Annotated in this window: 19 protein-coding genes; 2 read left to right on the top strand and 17 right to left on the bottom strand. The window is 38.5% G+C overall.

Annotation, left to right across the window (positions count from 1 at the left end):
- Positions 1-511: 511 nt before the first annotated feature.
- The 11 genes from MWU82_RS14190 to MWU82_RS14140 all read right to left on the bottom strand — a co-directional run bounded on the left by MWU82_RS14190 (position 512) and on the right by MWU82_RS14140 (position 9,025).
- Positions 512-2,101, bottom strand: coding sequence for an FMN-binding glutamate synthase family protein (locus tag MWU82_RS14190; protein ID WP_247096869.1), 1,590 nt, complete (start codon positions 2,099-2,101; stop codon positions 512-514).
- Positions 2,102-2,325: 224 nt separating this feature from the next.
- On the bottom strand, positions 2,326-3,084 hold the full coding sequence (locus MWU82_RS14185) for a DUF542 domain-containing protein (protein ID WP_247096868.1): 759 nt from the start codon (positions 3,082-3,084) through the stop codon (positions 2,326-2,328).
- Between the two features lie 136 nt (positions 3,085-3,220).
- The gene (locus tag MWU82_RS14180) at positions 3,221-3,892 is read right to left on the bottom strand and encodes an FAD-binding oxidoreductase (protein WP_247096867.1); all 672 of its coding nucleotides are present in this window, start codon (positions 3,890-3,892) and stop codon (positions 3,221-3,223) included.
- A gap of 35 nt (positions 3,893-3,927) precedes the next feature.
- Positions 3,928-4,923, bottom strand: coding sequence for a glyceraldehyde 3-phosphate dehydrogenase NAD-binding domain-containing protein (locus MWU82_RS14175; RefSeq protein ID WP_247096866.1), 996 nt, complete (start codon positions 4,921-4,923; stop codon positions 3,928-3,930).
- Positions 4,924-5,051: 128 nt separating this feature from the next.
- Positions 5,052-5,267, bottom strand: a complete 216-nt coding sequence (locus MWU82_RS14170) for a hypothetical protein (protein WP_247096865.1) — start codon at positions 5,265-5,267, stop codon at positions 5,052-5,054.
- A 277-nt stretch (positions 5,268-5,544) separates the two neighbouring features.
- The gene (locus MWU82_RS14165; protein WP_247096864.1) at positions 5,545-5,856 is read right to left on the bottom strand and encodes a hypothetical protein; all 312 of its coding nucleotides are present in this window, start codon (positions 5,854-5,856) and stop codon (positions 5,545-5,547) included.
- Positions 5,857-5,914: 58 nt separating this feature from the next.
- A complete protein-coding gene (locus MWU82_RS14160; RefSeq protein ID WP_247096863.1) occupies positions 5,915-6,262 on the bottom strand; it encodes a DUF488 domain-containing protein in 348 nt (115 codons plus the stop codon).
- A 13-nt stretch (positions 6,263-6,275) separates the two neighbouring features.
- Entirely contained in the window at positions 6,276-6,989 is a 714-nt protein-coding gene (locus tag MWU82_RS14155) for an SDR family NAD(P)-dependent oxidoreductase (RefSeq protein ID WP_247096862.1), read from the bottom strand.
- 11 nt (positions 6,990-7,000) lie between these two features.
- A complete protein-coding gene (locus MWU82_RS14150) occupies positions 7,001-7,312 on the bottom strand; it encodes a carboxymuconolactone decarboxylase family protein (protein ID WP_247096861.1) in 312 nt (103 codons plus the stop codon).
- 23 nt (positions 7,313-7,335) lie between these two features.
- Complete coding sequence (locus MWU82_RS14145) at positions 7,336-7,758, bottom strand: OsmC family protein (RefSeq protein WP_247096860.1); 423 nt, start codon at positions 7,756-7,758, stop codon at positions 7,336-7,338.
- Positions 7,759-8,386: 628 nt separating this feature from the next.
- The gene (locus tag MWU82_RS14140; RefSeq protein ID WP_247096859.1) at positions 8,387-9,025 is read right to left on the bottom strand and encodes a hemolysin III family protein; all 639 of its coding nucleotides are present in this window, start codon (positions 9,023-9,025) and stop codon (positions 8,387-8,389) included.
- A 457-nt stretch (positions 9,026-9,482) separates the two neighbouring features.
- Between MWU82_RS14140 and MWU82_RS14135 the strand changes: the two genes are divergently transcribed.
- Positions 9,483-9,770 (top strand): hypothetical protein, encoded by a 288-nt coding sequence (locus tag MWU82_RS14135; RefSeq protein ID WP_247096858.1) that lies wholly within the window; start codon positions 9,483-9,485, stop codon positions 9,768-9,770.
- Here the strand turns inward: MWU82_RS14135 and MWU82_RS14130 are convergent.
- From MWU82_RS14130 to MWU82_RS14105, 6 genes are all read right to left on the bottom strand, one after another.
- Positions 9,754-10,143 (bottom strand): group III truncated hemoglobin, encoded by a 390-nt coding sequence (locus MWU82_RS14130; protein ID WP_247096857.1) that lies wholly within the window; start codon positions 10,141-10,143, stop codon positions 9,754-9,756. The two genes, MWU82_RS14135 and MWU82_RS14130, sit on opposite strands and share 17 nt — an antisense overlap.
- Positions 10,143-10,565, bottom strand: a complete 423-nt coding sequence (locus MWU82_RS14125; protein WP_247096856.1) for a cytochrome C — start codon at positions 10,563-10,565, stop codon at positions 10,143-10,145. The genes MWU82_RS14130 and MWU82_RS14125 overlap by 1 nt, the downstream gene beginning before the upstream one ends.
- Positions 10,552-10,839, bottom strand: coding sequence for a hypothetical protein (locus MWU82_RS14120; RefSeq protein ID WP_247096855.1), 288 nt, complete (start codon positions 10,837-10,839; stop codon positions 10,552-10,554). Before MWU82_RS14120 ends, MWU82_RS14125 begins: the two co-directional genes overlap by 14 nt.
- Before the next feature lie 3 nt (positions 10,840-10,842).
- On the bottom strand, positions 10,843-11,856 hold the full coding sequence (locus MWU82_RS14115) for a cbb3-type cytochrome c oxidase subunit II (RefSeq protein ID WP_247096854.1): 1,014 nt from the start codon (positions 11,854-11,856) through the stop codon (positions 10,843-10,845).
- 11 nt (positions 11,857-11,867) lie between these two features.
- A complete protein-coding gene (locus tag MWU82_RS14110; protein ID WP_247096952.1) occupies positions 11,868-13,577 on the bottom strand; it encodes a cbb3-type cytochrome c oxidase subunit I in 1,710 nt (569 codons plus the stop codon).
- A gap of 141 nt (positions 13,578-13,718) precedes the next feature.
- Positions 13,719-14,153 (bottom strand): Rrf2 family transcriptional regulator, encoded by a 435-nt coding sequence (locus MWU82_RS14105; RefSeq protein WP_247096951.1) that lies wholly within the window; start codon positions 14,151-14,153, stop codon positions 13,719-13,721.
- A gap of 929 nt (positions 14,154-15,082) precedes the next feature.
- Here MWU82_RS14105 and MWU82_RS14100 point away from each other — a divergent pair.
- The coding region (locus MWU82_RS14100; protein ID WP_247096853.1) for a hypothetical protein at positions 15,083-15,279 on the top strand (197 nt) is incomplete at its 3' end.

Here is a 15,279-nt window from a genome sequence, read left to right as displayed (position 1 = left end):
GCGGGCCTAATCCAATCACGATTAATCCGTTAGAAAGAACGGAAAATTATCTTTAAATGAATATGATTTTGGTTGGGTTTACTATGCACTTCTCATATTTTAAATAGTTGTAGGTTTTCTTTCCAAACCAGCATTCGTTAAAAATTGGTTAAAAAGCTAGCACGGAGACTCCCATTGATGGCAGCGGCAAATTGTTCAAACTTGGACCCCATGTTCTGGATCAGTTAAATTCACTTTTTGGCAAACCTTTGAAGTGGGCCAACACTATGGGTCATTATCGTCCCAATAAGCAGTGAAAGAGTACACTTACCTATATTTATCGTATCCAAAAGAATTACAGGTATTTTTCACTAAAAGTTTAATTGTCGTAGATACCAAACCCACCTTTATTTCAAACGGTACCAAAGGATTAGATACGAAACGGTAAACAGTATCCAACAACCCAATTTGAAATATTGAACGGTTTGACGGTTATCTAGTGACATTTATTATATTAGTGAACCTAAATTTGCTACTTCATAATTCTTGTCAACTGAAAATATTTGTTATAGTTTTCGGGGATGTCCGCTATATCCAAAAGGCAACCTTCTTTCATATAAGGATATATTTCATCATAAGTCTTAACAATATACATACCCACCCTCTTGCTGATATGTTCCCTTCTAAGATCTGCTGGACCATCCAAGCCTGCTGCAGCTATTAATTCCAAAAAACTATGGATAGTGGCTTCGTGATAATTTTTTGCCCTCGGCGCTTTGTCGTCAACAACCAAGCCTTTCACAAGTGATTTGTTCTGTGTGGCTATACCTGTAGGACAGGTATTCATATTGCATTGTAAGGCCTGTATGCACCCAATGGATAACATCATGGCACGGGCACTGTTGCAACCATCTGCCCCCAGTGCTAATGCTCGTGCCATATGAAACCCGGTTATGATCTTTCCTGCCACAATTACCTTTATATCTTTTTTCAATCCGAAACCGACCAAGGTGTCATGAACAAAAATTAGCCCTTCCCGTAAGGGCATGCCCATTGTGTTGGAGAATTCTACAGGTGCTGCTCCTGTACCCCCTTCTCCCCCATCAACGGTAATAAAATCTGGGGTTATCCCGGTATGGATCATGGCCTCACAGAAATCCATAAATTCCTGTTTCCTACCTATGCATAATTTGAATCCGATCGGTTTCCCGTCTGACAAATCCCTCAGTTTTTTAATAAAGTACATGAATTGAATCGGATCTGAAAATGCGGAATGCGATGGAGGGGAATGAACTGCAATGCCTGGCTTTATATGTCTTATCCTAGCGATTTCCTCGGTATTTTTTATGGCAGGTAAAATACCTCCATGACCTGGTTTGGCCCCTTGCGACAATTTGATTTCTATCATTTTTACAGAAGGTCTTAGGGCATTTTCACGGAACGTGGTTTCATTAAAAGTACCATCATCATTTCTACAGCCAAAATAGCCGGTACCAATCTGCCATATCAAATCCCCACCATATTTCAAATGATGGTCACTAATACCTCCCTCGCCAGTATTATGGGCAAAGTTTCCCATTTTGGCACCCTTGTTAAGAGCCATTATAGCATTATTGCTCAAAGATCCAAAACTCATGGCCGAAATATTCAACAGGCTTGAAGAATATGGTTGTTTACAATCCTTGCCCCCTATAAGCAACCTGGGAAACTCACCTATATCCTTTGGATTGTGCTTTGCATACATGGAATGTTCCATCCATTCATATCCCGAATGGTAAAGATCCATCTGTGTACCAAAAGGTTCTGTATCTGTCTGACCTTTTGCCCTTCTGTAGATTACTGACCTTAAAATACGGTTTAGAGGTCTCCCTTCTGTATCTGTCTCTACAAAATATTGCATGATCTCGGGTCGGATGGATTCCAAAACATATCGAAAACGTCCTATTAAAGGAAAATTACGCCTTATAGTATGACGTTTTTGAAGGATGTCATAAGTGCCCATAAATACTAATGGCCCAACTAATATGAAAATCCACAAAATAGGTGTCCAAAAAAGAGCACAACAGATGATGGCTAAAACGCCTAAAGTTGAGATAAGAATAAAACGTTCACGGACTTTCATAGGATCGTTTGTTAGGTAGACAACAAAAATAGTAAACAGTCTTGTAGTTGTCTAATGTATGTCAATCATTTAAAGGAATTAAAACTTTTTTGCAAATGTCATAGATAGATAGATAGATAGATAGATAGATAGATAGATGGACCTTTTGGAAGCCTTTTCAAAAATAGGTCCGTATGAATTTATAATAAAACAAAAATAATTAGAATGGATAATCTAAGATACCCTTAATTTTTATTCAAAATATATGACTCATCTTTCAATTGTTTTTCTAAACTTTTTATTTTAATAAACAGAATATTATTTTCCAGATGGATATGTGTCTTCAAATCCCCAATAAATTCTTGAAGTGCTTTGAATGTCGTGATATAGGTGACACTAGCATTTTCCGGTATTGAATAGTTATTGGTTAAATGTTCCAGTCTTTTTAATCGAAGACTTTCCATTTTATGTCCCTCGATCATTTTTTTTACTGGATTTTCAATACTACCAAACATACTTCTTGTTAATTTAACCCTAGCATTTTCAGCACGAATCATTTCACGAACAGTTGGAAAAAGAAATAACTCTTCATTTTTCATATAACTTGAAAGTTTATTTACAGATTCGTTATATTCGTCCATTATTAAAAATAATTCAGGATTATTTTCTCCATGTATTGTACAAAGATTTCTTAATTGAGTCTTTATAATAGATTCCTTTTTCTTAATATATCGATGATGCTTTTTCTCAATATAATCGACTAAAAGATCCAGAGGCCATGTTTGAAAACAAATGTTTTCTGTTATTTCACTGCCTAGGATAGTTTCGATTTCACTTAAAAGTGAATTTAAATCCAGTTTATGTTGGTCTGCGACTTTCTGAATATTCCTATTTCCTTCGAAATAAAAATCAATGTTATGTTTTTTGAAGATTTCTGACGTACGATAGTCTTCTGCAACTATTTGGCCAATGGGCTTATTTAATAAGTGATGTCTATTTTTCATTGATTACAATATTTTGAAAAAACGTCCCAGTTAGGAAAGTCGTAATTTTAATATTTGGCTTATGAATGGTATGCGGGTTTAGAAACGGACAATTTGTTTAATGGAGGCGAATTATTCTAATTATGTATTTTAAATCTCAAAATTCCTCTGTAACGATCAATTTTTTGGGTATTTTCAAATTAGTTAATTGTTTGTCAATGGCTTTCATCATTGGTGGAGGACCGCAAACATAGAAATAACTGTTTAGTTTAGTGCTGTTATTTTTGATAAAATCCTGGGTGATTGATCCGTGGGCATAATCTTCAACTTTTTCATTCGATAAGATATTTATAAAATTATTGCCCAACATTGCCCTAAATTCCTTTTCCAAAATAATATCTGCCTTGGTCTTATTGGCAAATATGAGCTTATTGTTACCTAACTCACCCTTGGCCCTCAAATCCCTAAAGATTGAAACAAAAGGGGTGATTCCAGCTCCCCCGGCAATAAAAGTTCCTTTTCCCTTATAATTGATAGCACCAAAAATATCATTTAGTATGAGCCTATCACCTATTTTTAGTTTCAAGAGTTCATGGGTGACTCCTTTGTGGTCGGGATAGATCTTAATTATAAATTCAAGAAAATCTTGATTGGGAAGGCTGGTAAAGGTAAATGGTCTACCTTCATTTTCCCATCCTGTTTTATCTATGGAAACCTCGGTGGCCTGCCCTGGCACAAAGTCCATATCTTTAGGTTTTTCAGTTTGGATTCTTAAAACATTGTGTGTTTCATGCTCCATCATTTTTATCTTAACTAGATGTTCCCCCATTTTACTTGATTTTTAAATTAATTGGTATATTCTCCTTAATTACCCTTTATTTCAAGAATCTGACGAATCATCTGGTTGGTAAAGCCCCATTCGTTGTCGTACCAGGTCATTACTTTAAGTAGATCGCCATCGACCACACGGGTCATACCTAGGTCGATCGTTGAGGCATAAGGACTTTTTACAATATCTGATGATACAAGGGGATCCCGGGTAGTCGTCAATACCTTGGAATATCGATCGGTTCTGGACTCCTCTTCAAAAATAGCGTTGACCTCTTCTACTGTTACAGGTTTTTCCGTCACAAAAACAAGGTCCGAAATGGAACCAACTGGAATCGGCGTGCGAATCGCTACCCCATCGAATTTACCTGTGTATTCAGGCAAGGCCCTGGTCGTTGCAATGGCTGCACCCGTGGTCGTAGGGACAAGGTTTGTAGCACCTGCACGCCCCATGCGAAAGTTCTTTTTGGATGGCCCGTCTACGATAGTTTGGGAAGCCGTATAGGCATGTACCGTTGTCATAATGGCTTTTTTGATACCGATTCTACGACCCAAAATCTCCACCACAGGGCTTATATTATTAGTGGTACAACTTGCACAGGAAAACACACTAACCTTACCGTCATCAGAATTTACTCCGTGGACCACGGTGGGCGTATCATTACTTTTGGAAGGTGCAGAAATAACAACCGTTATGGCACCAGCCTTGATATGTTTTTCCGCATCCAGCTGTGAAGTAAACAATCCGGTACTTTCAATAACTAGGTCAATCTCCATTTCTTTCCATGGCAGATCTTCGGGATTTCTAATGGTCGAATATTTTATTTTAGACCCATCAACAATTATGCTCTGGCCGTCTTGGGAGACATCTCTATCATAAATTCCATATACCGAATCGTATTTTATCAGGTATATGATATTTTCGATTGGCACAATATCGTTTACAGCCACCAATTCAAGACCATCGGTTTCAAAAATCACTTTTAGGGCAGCTCTTCCTATACGCCCCATTCCATTGATTGCTATATTCATTGGTATATATTTAATTGTTTTTAATCAATAAGATGTAATTCCATATTAAACTTCCTAATTAATAACTAGAACTATGGAAGATCATAATAAAGCCTGCTTAAATTCAAATCACCATTAACTTGTCATTCTCAATAAAGGTTAGAAAACTCGATTTCTTCCATTGTACCATTTTTAAGATGACCAAGTACGATTACATCCTTACTCTTTTCATATTCCCTAATAGCGATTAACAATTTGTCTTTGGTTTCCCTGTGAATCTTGATTCCGAACCTTTGGTTTCTGTTCCGCACTTCAATATAATATCCGTCCCTTAATTTTGTGGGCTTTGTTGCCGGTCTTCCCATGTTTGTAATCTTATTTTTTGATCATTATTCTCTTTAAATTCATTTAATAAGTAGCTTAAACAAACCCTTAATAAGAAGTAAAAAATGGTTAATCACTGATTAATTTTAATCTTAAATGTCAGCTAAATATCAATTGGTCGCTACTATTCCTAAACAAATAAATGGCCAGGATCGATGTCCGTAGGTACTTAGGCCAACCGACACCTGTTCGTGGTATCCGAAATCATTAAAAGCGTTCATTTTATATATTTTTCTAATTTCTTGCCAACTATAGCTTTCATGACCCAGGACTTACTTCGGAATGTTTATCCTTATCTGGTTTTGCTTTATGGCCGCAGGTCGGGCATTCGACAATTTCTCCTTGTTTTAACCGTATGCCATCAATATATTTTACCATAAATTTTTGAATCTTCATATAACTGTCTCTATGATTGTTCACGTCTATCTGTCTATCCTTGAATAATCGACGTATTCTATGGTCGTATTCCTGATAGCCCCAACAAAGTGGGCATGTGCCTTCAGGTGTCTTGCCCTTAGTTTCCTTCTCGGATTTTTTGAAAAATTGTACTAAATTTTCAATGTGGTCCATCTCTTTGCTATTAAAGTTATCCATTTTTGTACTGACAGATCATAACCGGTAGCCAACACTATTTCATTAAAATTTCTTGTAGTACCACTGCCTGATTATGTTCGGTATCCTTCGCCCCATACAAGAGCGTAACCCTCATTTGTTTTGCTTTTACACGGATGGCATCAAGATCCTTTGTTTTGTCCTCAAGTTCTTTACGATACTTTTGGGAAAAGCGGGCAAACTTATCATGATCGTGATTGAACCATTTTCTGAGTTTTTCTGAAGGAGCAATTTCTTTTTTCCAATCGTCCAGTTTGGCATCTTCTTTGGAAACGCCTCTAGGCCAGACGCGATCGATCAAGATTCGGTAGCCGTCCTCACCAGAAGGCTCTTCGTAAATGCGTTTTATCTTTATTGTTTTCATTAATAAAGCTCATTTATTGTGGCGGTTTTGGGTTTAATGGCCGTATCGTAATTTCGTCGATCAGTAAATTTTCAGGTGTTTCCAGAACATGCACGATCAAATCCGACAGGTCCTTTGGTTGGATCATGTTGTCATGTGGTTCGATACCTGATTCCTCAAAAAATGTAGTGGCTATTGATCCCGGGTTTATGCAACTTACCTTAATATTATTGGTGCGCAATTCCCTAAACAAAGCTTCGGTAAATCCCTGTACACCATATTTTGTCAAGCAGTAGGCCGATGCTTCGGATCTGCCCGTTCTCCCCAGAATGGATCCTATGTTGAGGATATGACAAGTGTCTTTGTTAAGTTTCATAAACGGCACTATTTGTGAGGTAACGTAAAAAAGCCCGTTCACATTGGAATTGATCATCTCATGCCATTGATCCAACGACAACTCGTCAATCTTTCCAAAATACCCCGCCCCCGCATTGTTGATAAGAATATCGGGCATATACGAATCGGAAAAAGTGGCTTGCACCCATGAAGCCACCGCCTTTTGATCGCCAACATCCATTGTTATAGGCACGAACTTTTTGCCCAATTTCGACTTAAGTGCATTTAGTTTTTCCCCATTACGGCCCAATCCGTAAACTATGGCCCGCTTGGCAACCAAGGCTGTGGAAATTGCTGTACCCAATCCCTTTCCTGCACCGGTAACGATCGCTATTTTTTCAGTAAGGTCCATAATTGGATTTATCAACTCTGTTTTTCCATCTCTTCCAACGCAATGTTGGCATGGGAATATGCTGCACCAGCCCTCATTTCGGAAGCAACCCAGATGGCCTCCATAATCTCCTCCTTGCTTGCGCCCTTGCGCATAGCCAAAGAGGTATGCGCCTTGATGCACCATGGACATTGGGTCACTTGGGCCACCGCCACGGCGATGAGCTGTTTCGTCTTTTCGTCCAACACCCCGTCCTTAAAGACCGCTTTACTAAAATTTCGCCAAGCGTCTATCTGCCTAGGTGCCAAGTCAGCTTTCTTTTGTGCTATTATCTTATCGTGCATGCCGTTGATATTATAATTTTTCTTTAAATATCTTCAAGTGTTGCATTTAAGGTTATCTTAATTCCCAAGGCCTTGCTAACTGGACAATTATCCTTGGCGGTATTGGCACATTCCTCGAATTTTGCTTTGTTGATATTTGGTATTTTAGCTTTAAGCTTCAGGTGCGAATCGGTAAGTTCCAGCTTGTCCACATCCATGGCAAGGGTTGCGGTGACATCTAGCGAATCCGCCGTATATCCTTCCTCGCCCAAAATAAGGCTTAGGGCCATGGCAAAACATCCGGCGTGTGCAGCGGCTAGGAGTTCGTCGGGGTTTGTGCTCTTTCCGTTGCCAAAACGCGAATTAAAACAATATTGTGAATGGTCCAAAACTTTACTTTGGGTTGTTATTTTTCCTTCTCCTTCTTTTAATGTGCCGCTCCAAACGGCGTTTGCTGTACGTTTCATAATGATATTATTTATTCAAATTGGATTTGCGAATTGACATCCTTAATGGCCAAGGTCTTAAAGATTTCATGGATCGTAAGGGTATATTCCTTACACCGGTTATGATTAAAACAGAACCCAACTTTAGGAGATTTCCGCCCTTAGACTTTTTCAATAGTGCCTCACTTTTCTGCACCAGGATCACGGTTTCGTTAATACTGTAATACTTGGGCATTGTCATTCCGGCCAAACTCCTTACTTGTAATATCTTAAATGAATTTCCTTTGACGAGGGGGACGAGTTTGGGTCTTTTTGCCACTACTTCCACTATTATACTTTTGTTTAATTAGCCATATAAGGTTCTGTTTTGAATTTTTCCATCATCGATTCCTCAGGCCATAACTCCCTGTTCTGTCGTTTTTTGGTACATAAAGATACGTAATTTTTTAATTCGGATAAAATTGTCAGAAATTAAAATCGGTCAAAATTATTATTTTCGTTTGTGACCTCTTTGGACACTACAACTCCCTCCTTCAAGTATTGGTCTAAATACCAGTTAGGTGCTACTTAGATTCTCAATACCAAAGGAATTTTATTGTCGGTTCAATTATAAATTTTACACGATGGTCAGTGAAATAATGTCCACCTGCTATACCGCCAACAAAATGGCAACGTAATGGCAGACCGCAGCAGCCAATACAAAAAAATGCCAAACAGCATGGTTGTACGGATATTTTTCCCACAGATAAAAGATAATGCCCATGAGGTAAAGTGTGCCTCCGATAAAAATCATGGTCATTACACTGACGGGAATAGTTTCGAAAAAAGTACGTCCGCCTACCACCATTATGCATCCCATAGCAGTGTAGACCAGTGTAGATATAACCTTCCATTTGCCTGTAAAATATATCTTAAAAACAATCCCCAATGCGGTCAGGCTCCATAATACCGATAACAATGTAATTCCAAAGGAATTATTCATATAAACTAGTAAAAATGGGGTGTAGGTCCCAGATATCAGAAAATATATGCTGATATGGTCGAGAATTTCCAATACACGTTTTGTCCGTGCATGTTGAAAGCCATGATAAAGTGTGGAAAAAGTAAAAAGTTGCATAAAACAGAATCCATAGATAGCTGCACCGATAACACCTGGTGTATTATCGCTTTTTATGGCAAAGGCAATTAGAATAGGAATACCGGTAATACCAAAAATAATTCCAAAGCCATGTATAATACTGTTTACGAGTTCTTGCTTAATTTGTGTTTCAGTTTCGGGAGTTTGCATTTTTTATAAAAATAAATTGAGTTAACATAGTATCAAATAAGCCTTATGTAAAGTTATCTTCTTTTTAGAGCTATTCCAGTTCGAGCTGCGCATATTAAGCTACAGTTCTTTGACGTGGAGGCACGTGATAAAGATAGTTTTGTCTCTAAATTGAGTGCGCTGTTTTTAAAAGAAAAGTGGGGTATCTACTTACATATAACTCCAATAAGTAATAGAGTTGGAATAAGTAAGTTTCGAATTTCCAACTAGTTCTTGGTTTTTTTATGTTATTTTATTGTTGTTATTCAACATATTCTATGTTTTAAAGAGGTGGATTCCTAATATAAAAAGACAGACAACTTTTACAATTTCCATACCCACGTAATACCAATGTAGGTTAGAGCTTGCAGGTTCACTTCCCTGGATAAGGATTTCGGCCCGAGCATCTAGTGCAGGCAAAAGCCAAAAGGTCTGTAAAATGAGAAGGAATAATGGAACAAGGATTAGGACGGTCCTTAAAGACAAAAAACTTTCCCTGCCCATTAGAAGATTGGCCATCACAAGAAGAGCAAATATCCACTCCACTTTGTTTAGGGCGGAAAAGACCAACCGGCCGATACCTAAGCCCAAGGTCAAAGTTACGCCTGGTGCACGAAATTTTAACCATGCCTCCATAAAACTGATGGCACTCACGAAACCGATCCATAGGAAAACGCCTGCCAATGCCAACGGGTATTTTAAAGTTGTGGTCATATTAAAGGCCTAATATTGGTGTCTCTATAATGCTCAATTTTATAAAGGAACATTTCGGCCATCTTCGCGGCCCGCCATTTTGCCTCATCAACCTTTCCTCCTTCAAAATGTTCATCCAAGGTCTGATAAAACAACTCGATCCAACGTACAAAATGTTGTTTTTCAACAGGAAGATCGACGTGGGGCATAAACGGATTGCCATAATACGTGTGCTCTTCGAGTAATACCGTTTGCCAAAAGGTGTACATTTTGTTTAGATGGAAGGGCCAAGGGTCGTGGATCACTTTATTAAAAATAGGTGCCAATAATTCATCGTTACGTATTTTGGCATAGAATTCATCCACCAAAAGTATTATATCGTCAAAATTTTGTAATTCCCTTTGCATCAGAAAAAAGATTTATAAAGGTCCGGATTCCAATACATTATTACATAGAACATCGCAAAGCCCACGAAAGCAATTATAAGTGCCCAGACCCACGCCGGAATAGCTTTTGGGGTCTCAGAGCCCCTTATTACGAAAGAATCCTTGGTCTCACTGCCATAGGCATTGATGGTAATAGGAATCTGTGTGTCGACAACTTCATTTTCCTTGAGGCCAACTACGGAAATTGCAGGTCCATTGCGCACTTCAAATTGAATAGTGCGCATTCCCTCTACATTACTAGATGACCTGGCCACAATTTTCAATTTGTGCTTACCATCAGGAATTTTGGTAGTGTCCAAAACAAATTTGACAGGAGGTGCAAACTCGGCGAAGGGTCTGGGCTCATCATCCAAATACACTTTTATGATTCTATTGTCCTCCATGCTCTTTAAAATTTTTGTCCCATACAATGTTCTTGATATGATCGGGACGATTTTCTTTTGGGCGCACCAAATATTTAACGCTAAAAAACAAGGTAATTGCCACTAATATAATGGCAGACCATGTGATAAAATAATCAATATTACCGGAAGGTCCTTCACCGTGTGTGATATTCTCGAAACCTTTTGGCTGGTTTTTTTTGCATAGATCGCAGGCCATCATAACTTTTTGGCCTAAGGCAAAAAATATACTATACAAATACAAGTTTCTTTTCATTACTCAAGGTTTTAAGTTGTTGACAACGAATTCTCGAATTTTCGCTACATCTTCTTCATTTACTTCCGGTGCACTATTGCCCCAACTGTTACGTTCATGAGTGGCGATAGCTGCTATTTCTGCGTCTGAAAGTTGATCGGCAAAAGGTTGCATTGAAGCAAATTCGCTCCTGGCATCGTAACCTTGCAGGATTATTTTGATCATCAATTCAGGGTTTTCGTCATTGACGATAGGACTTCCCGCCAATGGAGGAAAAGCACCAACGACTCCTTTTCCGTTATCCTGATGGCACACGGCACATGTCTGTTTGTAAAGGTTTCCCCCGTTGAGAGCAGTATTATTTTGCTCTCCATTAAAGCCCTCGGTCTGTATTTGTCGTAAACGGGGAATAAATTGGCCTTTCTCTCCATTTGGTAACTCAAATTGTTTTAAGGATTGCAGGTAGGCTACTAATTGCAATACTTCCTTCTTGGCGATTACTGTTGTGCCCGATGTGGTGGCAAACATTTCGGGCAGATTGACAACCACATCACCTTCTTTTACCGAGTTGGTGTCAACGACCTCGAACAGCCAAGGATAGGAGGGCATTACTGATTCCCCAACAACAGTACGCGGATTGTAAAGGTGGAGCAAGTGCCAATCTTTACTTGACTGTCGCTCACCTATATTCGTGAGGTCCGGGCCTGTACGTTCACTCCCTAAAAGTGAGGGCGATTGTCGCCAAAAATCCATACGTTTCTTACTATAATAATAATCCGAAGGTATGGATGGACGATTTCCCCAAACATTGTCCATCTCTATATTTCGCACTTGTTGAGTATGGCATGCAACGCAACCTTCACTTATATAAATGTTCAGGCCCTCCCTTTCGTTCTCGGTCAACAAGGGTTGACTGGGCAAGGGTTGTACATTCTGCATTTGCGAGGCGGGAAATACGGCAACGATCAAGCTCAGCGTAACAAAGCCTATAAAGGCTGCAAGAACAAGGGTTTTATGGTTTTTATGAAAATCGAACATTTTGTTTGGTATTAATTGTTCACACGTTCCAATATAGGTGCATCCAAGGTCAATATAGGTTTCCTTTTCCGGACCATATAATAAAAATTATATGCAAAGACCAGATGGGAGATGAACATCAGAGAACCTCCTATGGCACGCCAAACCCAATAGGGTTTCATTAAGATAACCGATTCCAAAAAGGCATTGCCATCAATCCAACTCAAGCCCTTATAGGTACCCCCCGCCATTAAAGAAATCATATATGCGAAGAGGCCGATAAAGGCCAGCCAAAAATGGGCTCCTACAAAAACCTGAGGAGGTTCCTTTCCTGTAAGTTTCGGCAAAATAGTATAAAAACATGCCCAAAGTATAAAGGTGATTATACCGTACATGGTCATATGTGAGTGTGCTACATTAAAATCGGTAAAATGCCAAACATAGTTCGTGAACCTGAAGGCTTGAAAACTGCCTTGTGTAGAACCCACGAAATAGAAGATGACCCCTACCAAAAAAAAGGGCAGTACATAACTCTTGGAAATATGGCTCCAGCTCCCTTTCATAGTCATTAAAAAATTTGTTGTGCCCGCAACTACAGGAATAAACATACCAGCGCTAAATACTATGGCGGTGGTCTGTAGCCACCAGGGCAATGGACTGAATACAAAATGGTGAGTACCGATCATGGTATAGAACAGCATTTGCGTCCAAAATGCCAAGACTCCCAATGAATAGGAATATATAGGTTTGTTGAGAGCGGACGGGAGGTAGTAGTAGACCAGCCCCAAGGTAAAGGTCATGAACCACATTCCTACTCCTTGATGCATGTAATAGCCTTGAATTATTGTTTCCCCAAGCCCATTTTGAAAAAAAGGTAGATATCCAATAATAGCTAGAACGGTCGTCCAAATTAGTGCCGCAAGGATATACCAGTTAGAAACATAAATATCGGATATTTTGCGACTGGCAACTGTTCTATAGAAATTCCAGAATGTAATGACCAGCCCTATAGCAAAAAGTAGCATCACCGGCCAGATATATTCCCGGTATTCCCCTCCCCCGTTGTTTATACCGGACATTAATGAAATTGTGCCCAATAATACCGTTAGGTTGATCAATATCCATGCGCGCCATGCAATCGCATAACTATGAATTATGGTGTTTGAGGTACGTGCGATCACAAAGTAGCCGAGACCTATCATTGCTAACGAGGCCCAGCCCCAAAATACGGCATTGGTATGTACCGGACGCAATCGGCCAAATGAAAGCCAGGATAAATTGTCCATTTCTGGCCAAATAAATTTCATCCCCACATACTGGCCCACCAATGTACCAAATACAAGCCAGCATACGGCTGCACCCAGATAATATATAATAATTTTTTTAAGCCGTTCTGGTGTCTCTATGCTTAGCGGTGTCTTTTTTTTCTCATCGAACATGGGGTTTTCTGGTTCATGAGAAACCCGATTGACCAAGCCCTTTTCGTCGACAATCTTTTCCTGACTTCCTAATTCGGTTCCTGATAGTTTATACTTTAATGCCTTTTTGCGTTTGTCAAGGATTTGATCAATGTCACTTTCTTCCAGAGCTAACAATTCTTCATTAAATGCTAGTTTTTTCTTTTCAATCTGCTTCGTTTTTAAAGAGTCTACATAACCATTAAGTTTTGCCAAGAATATAATACAGGCAACAAACAGTACAATGAAGATCAAGACCAATGTCCCTATAATTCCGGGACTCATAGCCCAGTTATTGGAGTTTAAAGGGGAGGCTTGTACTATGATAAAATTGGGAATGACAGTCGTTAGGAAATCGGAGGGGAATTTCCATTCTTTTATTATTTCAGATATTAAGATCATTTTATCCTAAATATTATTAAATTTTCACCTTTTTAAAAATGTTAATCCCTTTTCCAGGCCCGTTGCCAATTCAAATAAGCTTGTAACTTGCAACATTTGTTTAAGACCTTCCCGGACTGCCGCAAACTTATTATGCACAGGGCAAGGTTTATTTGCATTACATTTTTCAAGCCCTAATCCACAGCTCATATATACGGAATCACCATCTATGGCATATACTACATCGCTCAATTTTATATCATCGATTCGTTCCTTCGAAATCTGAAATCCACCATAAGGTCCCTTGGTGGAATCTAAAATATTATTTTTTGCCAGTTGATGAAGTATCTTGGCCGTAAATGCAATTGGTGAACCGACTTCGTCCGCTATTTCCTTTAAGCTTACCCTTCTATTCTGCAATGATTGCTGGGCTACATAAGCTGTTGCTTTGATTCCATATTCACAAGCTTTCGAAAACACTCTTTTTTTTAATTTACGGTAAAGATATTCCATTTTTATATTTCGGACAAAATTATCAGAATATTTAATTGTTTTATCTTTTAACAACGAATAATAATGGTATTTAGGACATTGGTATATAAGGTTAGATCGTAAATAGAAGTTTCAAATTGTCTTGTAGCAGTAAGGGCATTAAGTGGTTTAAAATGTCCCTAAAGTGATTGTGATACCTATAACCAATGCACGCACACAATTTTCGCTAGAACTAGATAATCAATAGGACTACATTCTTTATTGTTTTACCCGGAATTTATACTTCATAATCTTATACAAAGTTAGAGACAATTTTGATCTTAATTAAAAGAATACTCGACTATTGGCCCCACAAATACCTCCTCAGATAGGATTTTACTTTCTTCAATTCCCATATCCTTTTTTTTGCCAATTAGTATCTGCCTTTTAATATCTATCGTACTGCTTGGATGGCATTGTACGGACAGAATTTCGAGCCCTAATAATTATTTCGTGTGTACATACTTTTACATTTTGCGTATGTAGCCTCAGAAAACTAATGTTTTTTAAATAAATTTCATTAGAATTAAATCCAGTCCGGATTTTAACGGCAATCTCTATGACATAAGAAGACATATCATAAGTGAATGTTACAGGTATTATCTTCCTTTAATGTATTGGCACCAATGAATATGGATTATTGTGAATTCCTTTCTAATCCACATTGGCTTCCCATAGATTACCGGAATATTTCAAATGAAGTTCCTGATAGCATAATATAATCAACCATTCTAATATAGAACTTCTAGGATTGCAAAAATTGAAATTGATTTTAGTAAATTGATAGAATGTCAAATTTTTATCAATATTTACCAGGTGCGTAAATCGGTGAGTATTAGTATTCTTTAAATTTGTAACACACTGAAACCAAGTATATTATGTTATGGGTTGCAGTTCCTCTTTCTCCGCAAAAGGAAACCCATAACGAAAGTTATGGGTTTTTTGTTTCCTGTAGCCTCCGAAGTTTACTTCGAAGAGGCGGAAGGAAACAAAAGACCAACAAGCGCCAGCTTGTTATGGTTTGTATGCTTGCCCGGGATTGCCTAATTGGGATGCACGCAGTGAATCCATTTAT

Source organism: Arenibacter sp. S6351L (genome assembly GCF_023016025.1).
GTDB lineage: Bacteria > Bacteroidota > Bacteroidia > Flavobacteriales > Flavobacteriaceae > Arenibacter > Arenibacter algicola_B.
This window is presented reverse-complemented; position numbering and strand designations above follow the sequence as displayed.